This window comes from Marinobacter alkaliphilus (genome assembly GCF_055394375.1).
This window is the reverse complement of sequence record NZ_AP043751.1, coordinates 3,293,453-3,306,664: the sequence shown is the minus strand read 5'-3', so window position 1 is coordinate 3,306,664 and position 13,212 is coordinate 3,293,453. Positions and strand designations below refer to the sequence as shown.

Below are 13,212 nucleotides of genomic sequence, written 5' to 3'. Positions count from 1 at the left end.
TAGACGGCGGGGTGGCCCATGCTGAGCAAAGATCTGGAAATTACGCTGAATACGGCCTTCAAAAATGCCCGTGATAAGCGCCATGAATTCATGACGGTCGAGCATTTGTTGCTGGCTCTCCTCGATAACGAATCGGCGGTGGGTGTCCTCAAAGCCTGTGGTGCAGATCTCAAGCGCCTTGAAGATGAACTGGTCGAATTTGTCGACTCCACTACACCATTAATTCCAAGCACAGACAGCGAGCGTGAAACCCAGCCAACGCTGGGATTCCAGCGCGTGCTGCAGCGAGCGGTATTCCACGTCCAGTCCTCTGGCAAAAAAGAGGTGACCGGTGCCAATGTACTGGTGGCTATCTTCAGCGAGCAGGAGAGCCAGGCGGTATATGTCCTGAAGAAGCAGAGCATCGCCCGGATTGATGTGGTCAATTTCGTTTCCCACGGTATCTCCCGGGTTCAGGGCGCGGAAGACCAGGAAGGCGCGGACCATGCTGCCCATGAAGAGGCCGGCGAGGAAGGCTCCCAGTCCAGGCCGCTGGAAAGCTATGCCACCAATCTGAACGAGCAGGCCCGTCAGGGCCGCATCGACCCGTTGATTGGTCGCGAGCACGAAGTAGAGCGTGTGGTCCAGATACTGGTGCGTCGTCGCAAGAACAATCCGTTGTTGGTGGGCGAGGCCGGTGTTGGCAAGACCGCTATTGCCGAAGGACTGGCCAAGCGAATTGTGGATGGCCAGGTACCGGAGATCATTTCCGATGCGGTGGTGTATTCCCTGGATATGGGCGCCCTGCTGGCGGGCACCAAGTACCGGGGCGATTTTGAGAAGCGCCTGAAGGGCTTGCTGAGTGATCTGAAGAAGCAGAATCACGCCATTCTGTTTATTGACGAGATCCACACCATTATTGGGGCAGGTTCGGCCTCGGGCGGGGTGATGGATGCGTCCAACCTGCTCAAGCCCATGCTGAGCTCCGGGGAGTTGCGTTGCATCGGCTCCACCACCTTCCAGGAGTTCCGCGGCATCTTTGAGAAAGACAGTGCTCTGGCACGTCGCTTCCAGAAGATCGATGTGAACGAGCCAAGTGTCGAGGATACCTACCAGATTCTCAAAGGGCTGAAGCCGAGCTTCGAGAAGCACCACGACCTGAAGTACACCGACAAGGCGCTTCGGGTGGCTGCTGAGCTGGCGGACCGCTACATCACCGACAGGCATCTGCCAGACAAGGCCATCGATGTGATCGACGAAGCCGGCGCAAGGCAGCGCCTGCAGCCGGAAGACAAGCGCAAGAAGACCATTGATGTTACCGACATCGAAGACGTGGTCGCGAACATCGCCCGGATTCCGCCGAAGAACGTGTCCACCAGCGACAAGGATCTGCTGCGTAACCTTGAGCGCGATCTGAAAATGGTGGTATTCGGACAAGACCCGGCCATCGAATCTCTGGCCACGGCGATCAAGCTGGCCCGTGCCGGCTTGAAAGCGCCGGAGAAACCGGAAGGCGCCTTCCTGTTTGCGGGCCCAACCGGGGTTGGTAAAACAGAAGTGACCAAACAGCTGGCGAAGGTGCTTGGCATAGAGCTGGTGCGGTTCGACATGTCTGAGTACATGGAGCGGCATACCGTGTCTCGGCTGATTGGTGCGCCTCCCGGTTATGTCGGCTATGACCAGGGTGGCCTGCTGACCGAGGCGGTTAACAAGCACCCGCACTGCGTGTTGTTACTGGATGAAATTGAAAAGGCGCACCCGGAAGTGTTCAACCTGCTGCTGCAGGTGATGGACCACGGTACCCTGACCGACAACAACGGTCGGAAGGCCGATTTCCGCCATGTGATTCTTGTGATGACCACCAACGCCGGTGCCGAGAGTATGGCTCGTCGTTCCATTGGCTTCAGCGAGCAGGACCACAGCACCGATGGCATGGAAGTGATCACCAAGACCTTCACGCCGGAGTTCCGTAACCGCCTGGACGGCATTATCCAGTTTGCCGACCTGCAGAAGGAAACCATCACCCACGTGGTCGACAAGTTCCTGACCGAACTTCAGGCCCAGCTGGATGAGAAGCACGTGGTGCTGCACGTGGACCATGCGGCTAAATCCTGGCTGGCAGAGAAGGGCTACGATGTCACCATGGGTGCCAGACCGATGGCTCGCCTGATTCAGGACAAGATCAAGCGGCCGCTGGCTGAGCAGATCCTGTTTGGCCGGTTGTCGGAGAAGGGCGGAGACGTGTTCATTCAATTGAAGGATGATGAGCTGGTCTTTGACTATGAGGACGAGCCAGCCGAAGCGGTTTGACCGCAATCGTTGGTAATGGAAGCCGCTGCCGGGCTATGCCCGGCAGCGGTTTTTTTGTGGTGCGCCTTGACGGGCGCTGTCTTGGTGCAGGTGGGCTGGCTGTTAACCGGTTGACCGAAGCAGGCCCCAGCGCCTGGCCGTGCTGTCAATCCATTTCAGGGCAACTTCTGTCAGTTTAAGGCAAAGAATGCGTGGCGATTTGCCACGGCTTGCCAATAACAACGATAAGGAAGCAGCCCAATGAGGACGTTCCGTGAATTTCCCCTTACCCTGGCAGTGATTTTTGGTCTGTTGGTGCTCCTGGTTCGCCCGGCACTGGCGGCTACCGAAAGAAAGCAGTTCTGCGTGTTTGATGTGGCCGGCGCTAACGGCTTTGTCTATCAGTTGCTTCGTGATTACCAGCGCGGCGCAGTCTCCGCAGGTACGTCTCTGGTGATGCAGCCCTACACAGATGAAGACCTGGCCATCAGGGACTTTCGCGAGGGCCAGTGTGACCTGGTGGCACTCACCGATATGGGGGTGCGGCATTTCAACGATTTTACCGGTTCGATCAGCGCCATCGGTGCCGTACCTTATTATGAAGACTTGCGGGTCTTGCTGCATGGTCTTGCCAGCCCGCGTATCGCGAGACACCTGAGCCAGGATGGCTATGAGGTGCTTGGTGTCGCGCCCATGGGCGCGGCTTACCTGTTCGTCAATGACCGGGCCATTAACCACGTTGAAGCGCTCAAGGGTAAACGCATCACGGTTTTTGAAGGCCACCATGATGCCCGACATATGGTGGAGTTTGTGGGTGCCGAGCCGGTGCCGGCGAAGATCTCGAACTTTGCCCGGGTTTTCAACTCAGGTCAGGCTGACATGAGCTATGCGCCGGCAGCGGCCTGGGAAGTGCTTGAAATGTTCCGTGGGGCAGGCGATCGGGGTGGCATCATTCGCTACCCGGTCGGTCAGGTGACAATACAGCTGGTGGCGCGGGAAGGTGCATTCAGTCCCGAGTTTGTTCGGGAGTCCCGGAAACTGATGGCCCGGCTCTATCCGGATGCCATCAGGGTTATTCGGCAATTCGAGGACCGTATACCAAGTGATCGGTGGGTGGATATTGGTCCGGAGGACATGCGGGAGTATCAGGAAATGCTCAGGCAGGTACGCATAGATCTACTGTCGAATAAAGGGCAAGAGGCCCAGTTGGCCGCCGCTGTTTATCACGAAGATATGATGACGATTCTGCGCAAGATACGTTGTTATACAAACCCGGGTGCCATGGAATGCTCGGATCAGAACCGCGAATGATGGTCAGCGAACGCCCGACTTACCAGATCTAACAAAAAAGCCCCGCAGAAGCGGGGCTTTTCAGATGTCACTGGAGCATTAACGGGCGCGGTACACAATGCGGCCCTTGCTCAGGTCATAGGGAGTCAGCTCAACCTTGACCTTGTCGCCTGTCAGGATGCGGATGTAGTTCTTGCGCATTTTTCCTGAGATGTGAGCGGTTACAACGTGACCGTTGGCCAGCTCAACGCGGAACATGGTGTTGGGAAGGGTGTCGATAATAACCCCTTCCATTTCAATGACATCTGATTTCGCCATTCAGTAAAAACCTCGTTCGGGAATGCTTTCGGTGATTTTAAATTGCGCAATTCTGCCTGATTTCTTAACGTTTGGCAAAAATCAGTCCAATTGCATCTCTCGCCAGTGGCCGTCGCGCAGGGCTTCGATCGGGGTAAAGCGGGTTTTGTAGTTCATTTTCCGGCATTCTTTGATCCAGTACCCCAGATAAAGATGGGGCAATTCCCGCCGGCGGGCTTCTTCAATTTGCCAGAGCACGGCAAAGGTTCCCAGGCTTCGGTGTTCCAGTTCCGGGGCGAATATGGTGTAGATGGCCGACAGGCCATCGTCCAGCAGATCCACGGCGGCCAGCCCCACCAGTTCACTGTCCAGGGAAATCTCCAGGAACCAGGAGTCTGTTGCCCCCTCTACCAGAAACGACATGAACTGCTCCCGGGAGGGTGGGTACATGTCTCCGTCCTCATGGCGTTCTTCTATATAGTGGGCATAGAGGCGATAGTAGCGCTCGCTGAAGGCGGCTGGCACCAGTCTGCAACTGAGGTCCTGGTTTTTGCGCAGCACCCGCCGTTGATTGCGATCAGGCTTGAACTCATCAACTTTCAGGCGAACAGGCACACAGGCATTGCAGTCTTCACAGTGGGGGCGGTAGTAATGTGAGCCGCTGCGACGAAAGCCAAGGGCCGTCAACTGGCTGTAGAGTTTCTTGTCGATGTGGGCCCGTGGGTCCACAAACATGGTGGTGGCTTCGCGGTCTGGCAGGTAGCTGCAATCATGGGCTGGTGTTGCAAAGAAAACCAGGGTTCTGAGGTTGCTCATTCATGCCTCCGGGCCGGGCCAGCGCCAGGTGAATGTCCAGTCTGGCTGATCCGCTTTCCGATCCACACATGCCCTGAGTATAGATAAAAATTCCGCCCGCGGGATAGCCCTGGCACCCATGCTCAGCAGGTGGCTGCTCTCAACCTGGCAGTCCATCATCTGGTAGCCCCAGACCGCCAGTTGGTTGGCAAGGTGTACCATGAGCACTTTGGAGGCATTGGTCTCCAGAGAAAACATCGACTCTCCGAAGAAGCATCGCCCCAGGGCCAGGCCGTACATGCCGCCAGCCAGCTCGCCCTGTTGATTCCAGATTTCAATGGAGTGGGCGATGCCTTGCCGGTGTAGCCTAGTGTACGCGGTGACCATGTCATCGGTGATCCAGGTGCCCTCGGCACGGGTATTGGCGCAAAGGCGGATGATCCGGCTGAAACACTGATCGGCGGTGACCTCGAAACGACGCTGGTTCAGGGTGCGCCGCAGGCTACGGGAGATATGAATCTCGTTGGGGAGGAGCACGCACCGTGGGTTGGGCGACCACCAGAGGATGGGCTGGTCGTCACTGAACCAGGGAAAGATGCCGTTGCGATAAGCCAGCAACAGTCGCTCTGATGACAGGTCGCCACCCAGGGCCAGCAGGCCGTCCGGGTCGTCCAGTGCTTCGTCTGCCGGGGGGAACCAGAGCTGATCCGGGTCCAGCCAGGGTAGCGACGTCATGTTGCGATTACCTGGATCAGTCCTGTTGATCCAGGAATTTTTCAGCATCCAGGGCGGCCATGCAGCCAAAACCGGCAGAAGTAACCGCCTGGCGGTATACATGATCAGCCACGTCGCCGGCGGCAAACACGCCGGGAATGCTGGTTTGGGTTGCCATGCCATTGAGCCCGGAATTGATGCGGATGTAACCGTTATCCATCTCGAGCTGGCCTTCAAACAGGCCGGTGTTGGGCTTGTGGCCAATGGCGATGAAGACACCGGCCAGTTCCATATCCTGAGTGCTGCCGTCTTCCATGCTCCGGATGCGCATGCCGGTAACGCCGGTGCCATCGCCCAGAACTTCGTCCAACGTATGGTTCCAGACAATCTTCACATTGCCGTTTTCTGCTTTCTCGAACAGTTTATCCTGCAGGATCTTCTCGGCTCGCAGTTTGTCCCTGCGATGAACCAGGGTCACCTCGTCAGCGATGTTGGAGAGATACAAAGCCTCTTCCACTGCCGTATTGCCGCCACCAATCACCGCGACTTTCTGTTTCCGGTAGAAAAAACCATCGCATGTGGCGCAAGCCGACACGCCCTGACCTTTAAACTTCTCCTCGGATTCCAGCCCGAGATACATGGCAGATGCGCCTGTGGCGATAATCAGGGCGTCACAGGTGTACTCTCCGCCATCACCTTTCAGCCGGAACGGGCGGTTGTTCAGGTCAGCTTCGTTGATGGTGTCGTAGATAATGTTGGTTTCGAAGCGTTCAGCATGCATCTGCATGCGCTGCATCAGTTCCGGGCCCTGAACGCCATCGTTATCGCCCGGCCAGTTGTCCACATCGGTGGTGGTGGTGAGCTGACCGCCCACTTCAATACCGGTAATCAGTGTTGGGTTCAGGTTGGCGCGGGCCGCATACACGGCAGCGGTGTAGCCGGCCGGGCCGGAGCCAAGAATGATCAGTCGTGAGTGTCGGGTTTCGCTCATGGAATGCTCGCTGGTAATTAGGAGTCAGGTTCAGTCCGGCCGTGCGGACTGTTGATTAATTAAGAAGTCGAAAGGCTAACATGAAATAACCAGGCTGCCATTCGTTTCCGATAATGCGGCCAATTAAGCTTCGCTATATGGGCATTGCGGAATTATTCAAGTACTGAGACGGTGGTCAGCAGCTGCCGGACCCTTTCTTTGCTTTTGCCGGACTCTCCCTGCTCGAGGCGATGCTCGGCAACGGACGGGAAGACCGCCTGGATATCGTCTGGCAGCACATGGTTGCGGCCTGCCATCAGTGCCCAGGCTTTGGCGGCCCGGAGCAGACCGAGGCCAGCCCTCGGGGAAAGGCCATACAGCAGGCCGGGCATGCGACGGCTTTGTTCGAGCAGACGCTGGAGGTAATCCAGCAGGGCCGGGCTGGCAGTGACCTCGTCCACGGCACCTTGCAGTGCCTGCAGTTGGTCGTGGGGGAGGATGGCCTGGAGCCTGTCTGTGAGGGTCTTGCGATCCTCGCCTTCCAGCAGTTCCCGCTCGGCCTTCGGATCCGGATACCCCAGGCGCAGGCGCATCAGGAAGCGGTCAAGCTGGGATTCGGGCAGCGGAAAGGTGCCGCCCTGTTCGATGGGGTTCTGGGTGGCAATCACGAAAAACGGCGAGGGCAGTGGCCGGGTTTCGCCCTCAATGGACACCTGTCGCTCTTCCATGGCTTCCAGCAACGCGCTTTGAGTACGGGGCGAGGCCCGGTTGATCTCGTCTGCCAGTACAACCTGGGCAAAAATCGGGCCCGGATGAAATACCAGGCTGCCGGCCTGCTTGTCATACATGGAATAGCCCAGAACATCGGCGGGTAGCAGATCGTTGGTGAACTGGATGCGCTGATAACTCAGGCCCATGATCTTGGCCAGGGCGTGGGACAGGGTGGTTTTGCCCATCCCGGGAATGTCCTCGATCAGCAGGTGGCCGCGGGCCAGTAATCCACACAGGGCCAGCCGAACCTGGGTGTCCTTGCCCAACAGTATTTTGTTGAGTTCGGTAACAACGCTGTCCATCTTTTGTTTCATGCAGGCCTCAGTCCAGTACCCGTTTCAGAATGTCTTCGTAGGCATCAATGCGACGATCACGGAGATACGGCCAGATGCGCCGAACGGATTCGGTGCGGCTGCGATCAAGTGTGGCGGTCAGGATGCACTCGCTCTGGTCATCCCCCCTGGCCAGGAACTCGCCCTGAGGGCCACAGATAAAGCTGTTACCCCAGAATCGAATGCCCTCGCCCTGGCCAGTGGGGTCAGGTTCGGTGCCAACCCGGTTGGGTGCAATAACGGGCAGGTTATTGGCGACGGCGTGGCCCCTTTGCACTGTGACCCAGGCCTCCAACTGCCGGGCCTGTTCGGCTGGGTCGTCGGTAATGTCCCAACCGATGGCGGTGGGGTAGATCAGGATATCAGCACCGGCCAGCGCCATCAGGCGGGCTGCCTCCGGGTACCACTGGTCCCAGCACACCAGAACGCCCAGTTTTCCGATTGAGGTGTTGATCGGGGTGAAGCCGCTGCGGCCATCATTGAACCTGGCATCACCGGGGGTGAAATAGAATTTCTCGTAGAAGCCCGGGTCATCGGGGATGTGCATCTTGCGGTAGATGCCAGCCAGGCTGCCGTCGGTATCAAACACCACCGAGGTATTGTGGTAGACGCCGTTCATGCGCCGTTCGAAGATGGAGCCGACCAGAACAATCTCCAGTTCGCCGGCGAGATCTGCCAGCCGGTTGCTGGTGGGGCCGGGAATGGGCTCCGCCAGTTCAAAAATGTCTGTGTCTTCTGTCTGGCAGAAATACAGCGTGGCATGCAACTCTTGCAGCACCACCAGTTGTGCGCCGCCCTTGGTGGCTTCACGGATCAGTTTCTCAGACGTGGCGAGGCTGGCGGCCTTGTCGTCGGTGCACTGTTGCTGGATGGCCGCAATCTTCAGCTGCGGGTTCTCGGGCCGGCTAGTCATAGAGTGACCACTCCTGCGGGAATCTGCATGGTGACACAGTGAAGGCTGCCGTGCTGCTGGATCAGCGGGCGGCAGTTGATCGCAACAATCTCCCGGTCAGGGAAAATGTCGGCCATGATTCGGATGGCTTCCTGATCCTGCGGTACATCGTACACAGGCAACAGAACCGCGCCATTGATGATCAGAAAGTTGGCGTAGGTGGCGGGCAGGCGCTCGCCGTCTTCATCATGGATGGCATCCGGCCAGGGCAGGGCAGTCAGTTGATAGGGGCTGCCATCCTTCTGCCGGAACTCCTGCAGTTCTTCTTCCATGGCTGCCAGTGCACTGTAGTGTTCATCGGCTACGTCCGGGCAGGTGACGTAGCAGATGTGGTCGGGGGCGCAGAATCGAGCCAGCGTGTCGATGTGGCTATCCGTATCGTCACCGGCCAGGTAGCCGTGGTTCAGCCAGAGAATCCGATCGGCCCCCAGAAGTTCCGACAGTAACTGTTCAATAGCCGAGCGGTCCATGGAGGGATTTCGGGACGGTGTCAGCATGCATTCGCTGGTGGTCAGGACCGTGCCCTGGCCGTCGGACTCGATGGAGCCGCCTTCCAGAACGAAGTCCACAGACTGCAAACGATGGCCGCCAAAGACGCCGGCATTCGCCAAGTGCTGGTTAAGCGCGTTGTCTTTTTCCCACGGAAACTTGCCACCCCAGGCGTTGAACCGGAAGTCCAGCAGGGTGAGGCCGTCGCCGGTGTCGACCGTTATCGGGCCATGATCCCGCGCCCAGGTGTCGTTAGCAGGTGCCGGGACGGTGATCACACGCCCCGGAAGGCCGTTCTCTTCTGCGAAATGGTTCAGTTCCTGGCCGAGTTTCTGCAGCCGTGCCACAAATTCACAACTGATCACCAGATGCTCAAATCGAAGCACCTGGTGAGCAATGTTCAGGAAGACAGGTTCAACCTCGTCCATTATCCGGGCCCAGTCAGTGCCCGGATGAGGCCAGGTCAACATGACTGCGCTCTGGGGCGCCCACTCCGCAGGCAACACTCGCTTGGATGTCACTGTATTTGTCACCTTGGTTCGCAAAAGCCGCCATTCTATCTGACCATTGCCACAACGTCAGGCCGTGGGCGGAAAAATGGGACCTTTGTCCGGAGGGGGATTAGCGGTTGCGCTTGACGACAGTGTGTAGCACCCGGTCGTGTTCGAAATAGACGATAAAATCGGAGTAGTGCCACTGGCTGATTGGAGGCTCACCTACTGGCCCCTGGATATCCTGAGGAGCGCCCCAGCGGTTGCGAACCGAGGCCTGGGTCATGCCGGTGGTCGGCAGGCTGACCTGGCTGCGATCGGCCTGGCTGCCAACGGGAATTTTCAGCTGTTCGGCCTGCAGGTTGGTTGCCAGGCCGGCAGACATCAGGGACGTCAGTGCCACGGCGGTAATCAGGTTTCGCTTGTTCTTCATTGGGTTCTCCATTAATGCCTGGTTCCCGCGAACGATACCGCAGGACATGGATAAAACGTAATATCCCGAAAAAACGGGCAAAAGTCAGTGTTTTTTCAAAGTTTACTCTTTTTGCCGCTGCCGGATTTGCCAACGCATCACATGGCGGGCAATTTGTTGGCGGCTACTGTCGTCAAGTTGAACGAACTCGGTGTGAACCCTTGCTCCGCCCCGATCATCTACCTCTGCGCTCAGAACTTCTGCAATGGCTTGAGGTTGATAGAGTTCCGGTGGCAGGGTCATACGTACCGCAATACGGTCGCCCTGGTTCCAGGCAGGGGTGCTGCTGAAAAACGACAGGCCACCCTCGCTGAGAGTCACATCCTGCCAGTCCTCCGGTTGCAACGGATTTTGCTCAAAGGCGATAATGCGCGCCAGCGTGTCGAGCTTGCTGTTCATGGATTTGATTAATCCGGTCAGTAGCCGGTCACGTTCCGCCAGGCTGGCGAGGTGTGCTTTTACGTCCTGGTCCAGCCGGCGGAATTCAGCTTTGAGGCTTTCCAGTGGCGATCCATTGAACGGATCATCCTGCTCGCTGTCAGCGTTCCCGGAGAGACGGCGGATTTCAAGGCCAATACGGTCCTCGATCCGGAAATACTCGCGTCGGTCGGCTTTGGCATCGGTGATCGGTGGCGTGATAGGCGAGCCTGGCATTCGGTCTCCGGCGGGCTGAAATTTTATTGGTAAAGAGTAGTTTAGCAGTTTCCCGGAGGCTCGCGAGTGATCCGGGGTACCAAACCACGACAGGCCAGAAGGTAGCGACAGGCACCTCCCCATGTTCAGACCCTTATCGTTCTATATCGGCTTGCGGTATACCGCAGCCAAGAGACGTAATCACTTTATATCCTTTATATCGCTGACTTCCATGCTCGGGCTGATGCTTGGCGTGGCGGTCCTGATCATCGTGTTGTCCGTCATGAATGGTTTTGACCGGGAATTGAAGCAGCGCATTCTGGGCATGGTGCCCCACGCCACGATTCAGGGGGCTTCGGGCCCGCTGGAAGACTGGGAGGAGATTGATCGCCGCGTACAGGAGCATCCACGGGTACTGGCGGCCGCGCCCTTTATTCAGGGCCAGGGCATGGTGACTGGCGGAGGTGATGTTCGGGGAGTGATGTTAAGCGGCATTGTGCCCGAGCAGGAAGCCACGGTATCGATCATTGAGAATCACTTCATTGAAGGCAGCCTGGATGAACTCAAGCCGGGAGAGTTCGGCATTATCATCGGTCGGCTGATGGCCAACAGCCTCAGGCTCCAGGTCGGAGACAAACTGACGGTTGTCCTGCCCGAGGCCTCGGTAACCCCGGCCGGCGTGCTGCCGAGACTCAAACGATTTACCGTCAAAGGCATATTCAGTGTCGGTGCCGAGCTGGATGGCAACTATGCGCTGATTCATATGGACGATGCGGCCCGCCTGATGCGAACCGGTGGCCGTGCTGAGGGCGTGCGGCTGCTGGTGGATGACCTGTTCGCGGCCCCACGCGTGGTCAACCAGGTTGCGCTGGATCTGGGGGGGCGTTACTACGTATCTGACTGGACCCGTACTCACGGCAACCTGTTCCAGGCTATCCGGATGGAAAAGACCATGATTGGCCTGTTGCTGATGTTCATTGTGGCCGTGGCCGCTTTCAATATTGTTTCCACCCTGGTCATGGTAGTCACCGACAAAACCGCAGACATCGCGATTCTGCGAACCATGGGGGCGACACCCGGGCGCATTATGCGAATTTTCATCATTCAGGGCGCTGTAATAGGTATCTTTGGAACCCTGATGGGAACCGCGCTCGGAATCTTCGGAGCCCTGAATATCAGTGGTTTCATTTCCTGGCTTGAGGGACTGATGGGGCATCAATTCCTGAGTGCCGACGTCTACTTCATCAGTTACCTGCCGTCCCAGTTGCAGTGGCAGGATGTGGCCATTATCAGCAGCGCCGGAATGGTGATGAGCCTGCTGGCAACCATCTACCCGGCATGGCGGGCATCCAGGGTCGAACCGGCAGAGGCGTTACGTTATGAGTGAAGTAGAAATGACCACCAGCAAGCCTTTGGTCATCGACTGCCGCCAGGTTACCCGAACCTACGACCAGGGCCCCGAGACATTGACGATTTTCTCCGACATTTCCCTGGAAGTGTCGGCAGGCGAAACCGTTGCCATCGTGGGCAGCAGTGGTGCTGGCAAAACCACGTTGCTGAATCTGCTTGGCGGCCTGGACCGGCCATCATCCGGCCAGATTCATATCTGTGGTGAGGATATTCACCGGTTGTCGGAGGCCGGCCGGGCACGTTTCCGCAATGGCCACCTCGGCTTTGTCTACCAGTTCCATCATCTGTTGCCGGAGTTCACCGCGTTGGAAAATGTGATGATGCCCTGCGCACTGGGCGGTCAGTCGCTGGCTGTGGCCAGGCAGAAAGCCGAAGCATTGCTGGACCGGGTTGGCCTGGGCAAGCGATTGAAGCATAAGCCTTCCGAGCTGTCTGGCGGTGAGCGCCAGCGGGTGGCCATTGCCCGGGCACTGGTCAACGAGCCCCAATGTGTGTTGATGGACGAGCCAACCGGTAATCTGGACGAGCATACCGGCGAGGGTATCAGGGCTCTGATTGAGGATTTGAGAGAGCAGTCTGGCATTGCCTTTGTGATGGTCACCCACGATATGCGAATGGCGCGGAGTCTCGGTCGGGTGTTGCGACTTGAGCAAGGGCGATTGGTTCAGGAGGCCTGATTGCGGGTCTTCTTGCAGGCTCTTCTCGAGAAGCGCCGAACCTGCCAGTCTGTGCGGATTTTACGCCGCCAAAGGTACTGGATGATCAAATAGGCGCTGCAACCCGCAGCGGTCGCCACCACAATTGACCCAACATAGAGCGGCACGCCAATCTCCATCAGGCGGCTGCTCAGCCAGGACCAGGAGAGCTGGAACTCAAAAGCCAGCACGGGGCGGTCCAGAATCCAGGCGCCGACTTTGTAGTTAAAGTAAAAGATGGGCGGCATGGTCAACGGATTGCTGATCCAGACCAGGGCGACGGACAACGGCAGGTTGGCATTGATCCAGATGGCCATGCCTGCTGCCGCCGCCATTTGGAATGGCATCGGGATAAAACTGAGAAATAGCCCGATCAGGAACGCGCGAGACACACTGTGCCGGTTGATGTGCCACAGGTTGGGTTCATGAAGGATATCGCCCAGAAAGCGCAACGATTCGATGGATTGCACTTTTTCCGGGGAAGGCAGATACCGTTTCATGAACTTCTTGGGCATAGGAAGTTCGGCCTGTTGCTTCGGAATGGATAACTTCCGGCACCCTGAGCGCGCCGGGCTAATGCACTGGAGGACAAGGATTGTCCGGTCTGATTCATACTCACCAAACGCCTGAACA

At 57.6% G+C, this 13,212-nt stretch carries 14 protein-coding genes; 4 read left to right on the top strand and 10 right to left on the bottom strand.

Translation table 11 applies throughout. From position 1 onward, the window contains the following. The first annotated feature begins 18 nt into the window (after positions 1-18). Positions 19-2,289 (top strand): ATP-dependent Clp protease ATP-binding subunit ClpA, encoded by a 2,271-nt coding sequence (gene clpA, locus ACZ5Q2_RS15115; protein ID WP_058089552.1) that lies wholly within the window; start codon positions 19-21, stop codon positions 2,287-2,289. A gap of 240 nt (positions 2,290-2,529) precedes the next feature. Continuing rightward, positions 2,530-3,579 (top strand): putative solute-binding protein, encoded by a 1,050-nt coding sequence (locus ACZ5Q2_RS15110; protein ID WP_227510066.1) that lies wholly within the window; start codon positions 2,530-2,532, stop codon positions 3,577-3,579. Between the two features lie 78 nt (positions 3,580-3,657). Here ACZ5Q2_RS15110 and infA read toward each other — a convergent pair whose 3' ends face one another. The 9 genes from infA to ACZ5Q2_RS15065 form a co-directional block, all read right to left on the bottom strand. Continuing rightward, complete coding sequence (gene infA / locus ACZ5Q2_RS15105) at positions 3,658-3,876, bottom strand: translation initiation factor IF-1 (RefSeq protein ID WP_058089554.1); 219 nt, start codon at positions 3,874-3,876, stop codon at positions 3,658-3,660. Positions 3,877-3,957: 81 nt separating this feature from the next. Then, positions 3,958-4,671: an arginyltransferase gene (locus tag ACZ5Q2_RS15100; protein WP_061330995.1), complete on the bottom strand. Its 714-nt coding sequence runs from the start codon at positions 4,669-4,671 to the stop codon at positions 3,958-3,960. Beyond that, positions 4,672-5,385 carry a leucyl/phenylalanyl-tRNA--protein transferase gene (gene aat / locus ACZ5Q2_RS15095; protein ID WP_061330996.1) on the bottom strand — a complete coding sequence of 238 codons (714 nt, stop codon included), beginning with the start codon at positions 5,383-5,385 and terminating at the stop codon, positions 4,672-4,674. It abuts the gene before it with no gap. 16 nt (positions 5,386-5,401) lie between these two features. After that, positions 5,402-6,355 carry a thioredoxin-disulfide reductase gene (trxB, locus tag ACZ5Q2_RS15090; protein WP_061330997.1) on the bottom strand — a complete coding sequence of 318 codons (954 nt, stop codon included), beginning with the start codon at positions 6,353-6,355 and terminating at the stop codon, positions 5,402-5,404. A gap of 152 nt (positions 6,356-6,507) precedes the next feature. After that, entirely contained in the window at positions 6,508-7,419 is a 912-nt protein-coding gene (locus ACZ5Q2_RS15085; RefSeq protein ID WP_061330998.1) for an AAA family ATPase, read from the bottom strand. 7 nt (positions 7,420-7,426) lie between these two features. Then, positions 7,427-8,350: a carbon-nitrogen hydrolase gene (locus tag ACZ5Q2_RS15080; protein ID WP_061330999.1), complete on the bottom strand. Its 924-nt coding sequence runs from the start codon at positions 8,348-8,350 to the stop codon at positions 7,427-7,429. Beyond that, positions 8,347-9,348, bottom strand: a complete 1,002-nt coding sequence (locus tag ACZ5Q2_RS15075; protein ID WP_061331000.1) for an agmatine deiminase family protein — start codon at positions 9,346-9,348, stop codon at positions 8,347-8,349. The genes ACZ5Q2_RS15080 and ACZ5Q2_RS15075 overlap by 4 nt, the downstream gene beginning before the upstream one ends. A 151-nt stretch (positions 9,349-9,499) precedes the next feature. Continuing rightward, positions 9,500-9,802: a hypothetical protein gene (locus ACZ5Q2_RS15070; protein ID WP_061331001.1), complete on the bottom strand. Its 303-nt coding sequence runs from the start codon at positions 9,800-9,802 to the stop codon at positions 9,500-9,502. A gap of 102 nt (positions 9,803-9,904) precedes the next feature. Further along, a complete protein-coding gene (locus tag ACZ5Q2_RS15065; RefSeq protein ID WP_061331002.1) occupies positions 9,905-10,495 on the bottom strand; it encodes a PilZ domain-containing protein in 591 nt (196 codons plus the stop codon). A 121-nt stretch (positions 10,496-10,616) separates the two neighbouring features. On the opposite strand from ACZ5Q2_RS15065, the gene ACZ5Q2_RS15060 reads away from it, so the two are divergent. Both ACZ5Q2_RS15060 and ACZ5Q2_RS15055 read left to right on the top strand, forming a co-directional pair. After that, complete coding sequence (locus ACZ5Q2_RS15060) at positions 10,617-11,861, top strand: lipoprotein-releasing ABC transporter permease subunit (protein ID WP_061331003.1); 1,245 nt, start codon at positions 10,617-10,619, stop codon at positions 11,859-11,861. After that, complete coding sequence (locus tag ACZ5Q2_RS15055) at positions 11,854-12,561, top strand: ABC transporter ATP-binding protein (RefSeq protein ID WP_061331004.1); 708 nt, start codon at positions 11,854-11,856, stop codon at positions 12,559-12,561. The genes ACZ5Q2_RS15060 and ACZ5Q2_RS15055 overlap by 8 nt, the downstream gene beginning before the upstream one ends. Here the strand turns inward: ACZ5Q2_RS15055 and ACZ5Q2_RS15050 are convergent. Then, positions 12,549-13,094 carry a DUF2062 domain-containing protein gene (locus ACZ5Q2_RS15050; protein ID WP_061331005.1) on the bottom strand — a complete coding sequence of 182 codons (546 nt, stop codon included), beginning with the start codon at positions 13,092-13,094 and terminating at the stop codon, positions 12,549-12,551. The two genes, ACZ5Q2_RS15055 and ACZ5Q2_RS15050, sit on opposite strands and share 13 nt — an antisense overlap. Positions 13,095-13,212 lie beyond the last annotated feature (118 nt).

Bases quoted from the DNA above. Each gene is read 5' to 3' on its own strand.
- ACZ5Q2_RS15085 (WP_061330998.1), bottom strand. From the start codon at position 7,419: ATGAAACAAAAGATGGACAGCGTTGTTACCGAACTCAACAAAATACTG.
- ACZ5Q2_RS15050 (WP_061331005.1), bottom strand. From the start codon at position 13,094: ATGCCCAAGAAGTTCATGAAACGGTATCTGCCTTCCCCGGAAAAAGTG.
- ACZ5Q2_RS15065 (WP_061331002.1), bottom strand. From the start codon at position 10,495: ATGCCAGGCTCGCCTATCACGCCACCGATCACCGATGCCAAAGCCGAC.
- clpA (WP_058089552.1), top strand. From the start codon at position 19: ATGCTGAGCAAAGATCTGGAAATTACGCTGAATACGGCCTTCAAAAAT.
- ACZ5Q2_RS15070 (WP_061331001.1), bottom strand. From the start codon at position 9,802: ATGAAGAACAAGCGAAACCTGATTACCGCCGTGGCACTGACGTCCCTG.
- ACZ5Q2_RS15080 (WP_061330999.1), bottom strand. From the start codon at position 8,350: ATGACTAGCCGGCCCGAGAACCCGCAGCTGAAGATTGCGGCCATCCAG.
- ACZ5Q2_RS15100 (WP_061330995.1), bottom strand. From the start codon at position 4,671: ATGAGCAACCTCAGAACCCTGGTTTTCTTTGCAACACCAGCCCATGAT.
- ACZ5Q2_RS15075 (WP_061331000.1), bottom strand. From the start codon at position 9,348: ATGTTGACCTGGCCTCATCCGGGCACTGACTGGGCCCGGATAATGGAC.
- ACZ5Q2_RS15060 (WP_061331003.1), top strand. From the start codon at position 10,617: ATGTTCAGACCCTTATCGTTCTATATCGGCTTGCGGTATACCGCAGCC.
- ACZ5Q2_RS15055 (WP_061331004.1), top strand. From the start codon at position 11,854: ATGAGTGAAGTAGAAATGACCACCAGCAAGCCTTTGGTCATCGACTGC.
- ACZ5Q2_RS15110 (WP_227510066.1), top strand. From the start codon at position 2,530: ATGAGGACGTTCCGTGAATTTCCCCTTACCCTGGCAGTGATTTTTGGT.
- aat (WP_061330996.1), bottom strand. From the start codon at position 5,385: ATGACGTCGCTACCCTGGCTGGACCCGGATCAGCTCTGGTTCCCCCCG.
- trxB (WP_061330997.1), bottom strand. From the start codon at position 6,355: ATGAGCGAAACCCGACACTCACGACTGATCATTCTTGGCTCCGGCCCG.
- infA (WP_058089554.1), bottom strand. From the start codon at position 3,876: ATGGCGAAATCAGATGTCATTGAAATGGAAGGGGTTATTATCGACACC.